The sequence below is a fragment of the Roseburia sp. 1XD42-69 genome (assembly GCF_003612565.1).
Classification (GTDB): Bacteria; Bacillota; Clostridia; order Lachnospirales; family Lachnospiraceae; genus Roseburia_B.
In genome coordinates, this window is sequence record NZ_RAZG01000168.1 from 1 (window position 1) to 2,441 (window position 2,441).

Consider the following 2,441-nt stretch of genomic DNA (forward strand, 5'->3'; position numbering starts at 1 on the left):
TCAAGCTTCCCCGGCTCATCCTCTATTACCGGATAATTGTCCGTCTCCGTGGTTATTATGGTGGTACAGCTATTCCCGAACAGGTGAAATCCCCCTGTCTCCATAACGATTGCCGATATTTTTCCCCGGCCCCATCAGCGTGTACCTTTCCTCTTTTTTGCCTGCTATAACGCCCTCCTATTTGTTGTCCTGATCTCTTAAAAGCGCAATGCCTCACGGGACCGTATCAGAATCTTTTTTGCAAAAAAATGAATTCTTTTTACAGCGCTGATTTCTACAGTGCTTCCTCTCTTAAAACAAATGCTTTTGGAATTTTCCAAGGTCATGGAATGTCCTGCGCTTTCAATATCAAACCTATCTTTTTAGGATCTAAAAACATCCTCTTTCTCTCAGATGTGGCCAATGCCCGTTTGAACGGGTCTGACATCCTAATGATTGCTTTGACAAGGCATAAAAGTGGGAGATTTTAATTCTACTAATTGAAAAGACTAAACGGGGCTGTGAAAAAAGTCCCTTAGTAACTTTGACTTAAAATAGCATCAAATAAAATGGAAATCTACAATATTATCAAAAGCACAATTTAAAAAGTTATACTCTTTTACATAAAAATCACATTTACATTATTAATAATTTTACACTCTTATTTTTTTCAAGTATGGGTAAGCAAATCTCACTCACAACACTTCCCTTTATTAATAATTCTTTAGGAATCTGAACCTCACCATTGACTGACTCCGCAAACCTTCTTTCTAACTTACAATAAATTTCTTTTACTTGCTTTTTATTCAATTTACTATCTACATCAAATAAATTATCTTTTGTCAATCTGGCATATCCAGTTGTCTTTTCAATCATTCCCTGTTTTATTTCAAGATCCTTATTAACATGTGGTAATACATCCATCTCTACAATTTTTATATCTCTCTTCCAAGCAATTCTCTCCAATAGAAAAATAATTTCATTTCTTTCATCAAGTGAAAACACATCCTGTATAGACAACCAACCTGAAACGCTAGGAAAAATAATAATGTCTTTTTCAGTTAGCATTGGCACTACTTCAAACACAATAAAATCTTTACCTCTTATATACATAACCTGTTTCCATTGCATCTTAATTATTTTACCATCTGGTAATGTAATCATTCCACTTCTCCTATATCTTTCATAATGATACGACTTGGTATCGTTCGAGTTAACAAATATTCTCTAATATTTCGTAATATTCGTTGCTTTTTTTCTGGATCTATTTCAATATTTTCATACGGCTTTTCCCAATGATTTATTAATTCAGGTGCTAAAATATAATAAGGTTCACGAAAATCTAATTCAATCATCATCTTTTTTTCGCCTTCATAATATTCTAAACAATAACAATGTGTGATGCTTATTTTAAAATCTTCTGCACAAATCATATCATAATTTTTCGAATAATGCATACATATCCTCCATTATCTCATAAACTCTGTAAATATATTTGTTACTTCTGAATTATTAATCAATTCAGGATATTCCACTGTATTAAATATACTATCAGGTCTTGAACCATTAACAAACCCATATGTATTTCCATTAGCTCCTTGTGCATATCTAGCCGATAATCTCGCCCATACATTGGTCGCCTCTTCTGAGGTTAAGGGACTATTTTCTAAAAATAAATTTAGATTATCAAGATAAGCTCCACCTGGAGTCATTTCTAATGTTGTCTTATTGTTCAAATTCGCAAATTTTTCTGCTAACGCCCTATTCCCTGGACCAGAATAAAATATCGCTGTATTAGCAGAAGTTGATACATCTAAAGTTTCAACTAAATCCATATAATCATCAAATACTTCATTATCTTTACCAAACAGTACCCCTGTTTTCGTCTGTCCCCCAAATCCACTAGGTGACGCTCCACCACCACTTCCTGCATTCCCTCCCCCAGTTCCAGACATACTATTCTGGGCTTTCAACTTTTGAACGGACTGGTTATTGCCAAACGACTCCTTACTGTCCCCTCCCGGCATACGGTTCATGTTCATTGCCCCGTACTCCATATAGACATTATTCCCAAGCATCAATATCATGCCGCATTCTTCATACCTGTCCGTATTGTTGTCAAACACCTTATCCAGCAGGAGGTTATACCCTCCGTTCCTTGCACGGATATCGTTTTCTACATATAACGCCGTCGCACCGGCAAGCCCGTATCCCCCGCCAGTTATTATAGCAGGCACTACTGTCGTTGTAAAGGCAGACGGGCCTATGACTGCCGCTGCATCCATCCCCGCCGCCAGCCCTGCAACAGGTGCTGCCATGACTGTCCCATATAAGACTGCCCCTGTCGTTGCACCTGCCACGCCTCCGCCTGCCACGCCTAATGCAAAGTCTCCCCAGCTCCTGTCATTCCCGGTCTCCCTGTCGCTTTCCACCATCCCGTCTGTTGCCGCTGACACACCAAA

At 38.1% G+C, this 2,441-nt stretch carries 3 protein-coding genes; all 3 read right to left on the reverse strand.

Going from position 1 to position 2,441, the window contains the following annotated elements:
• Positions 1–615 precede the first annotated feature (615 nt).
• Entirely contained in the window at positions 616–1,143 is a 528-nt protein-coding gene (locus tag D7Y06_RS24715; RefSeq protein WP_120410126.1) for a hypothetical protein, read from the reverse strand.
• Complete coding sequence (locus tag D7Y06_RS24720; protein ID WP_120410127.1) at positions 1,140–1,436, reverse strand: hypothetical protein; 297 nt, start codon at positions 1,434–1,436, stop codon at positions 1,140–1,142. Before D7Y06_RS24720 ends, D7Y06_RS24715 begins: the two co-directional genes overlap by 4 nt.
• Positions 1,437–1,448: 12 nt before the next feature.
• Positions 1,449–2,441 (reverse strand): hypothetical protein (locus D7Y06_RS26295; protein ID WP_199714853.1); only part of this gene is annotated, 993 nt, incomplete at its 5' end.

What these genes read in the sequence shown, in the direction of transcription:
- D7Y06_RS24715 (WP_120410126.1), bottom strand. Translation starts at nt 1,143, where the DNA reads ATGATTACATTACCAGATGGTAAAATAATTAAGATGCAATGGAAACAG.
- D7Y06_RS24720 (WP_120410127.1), bottom strand. Translation starts at nt 1,436, where the DNA reads ATGCATTATTCGAAAAATTATGATATGATTTGTGCAGAAGATTTTAAA.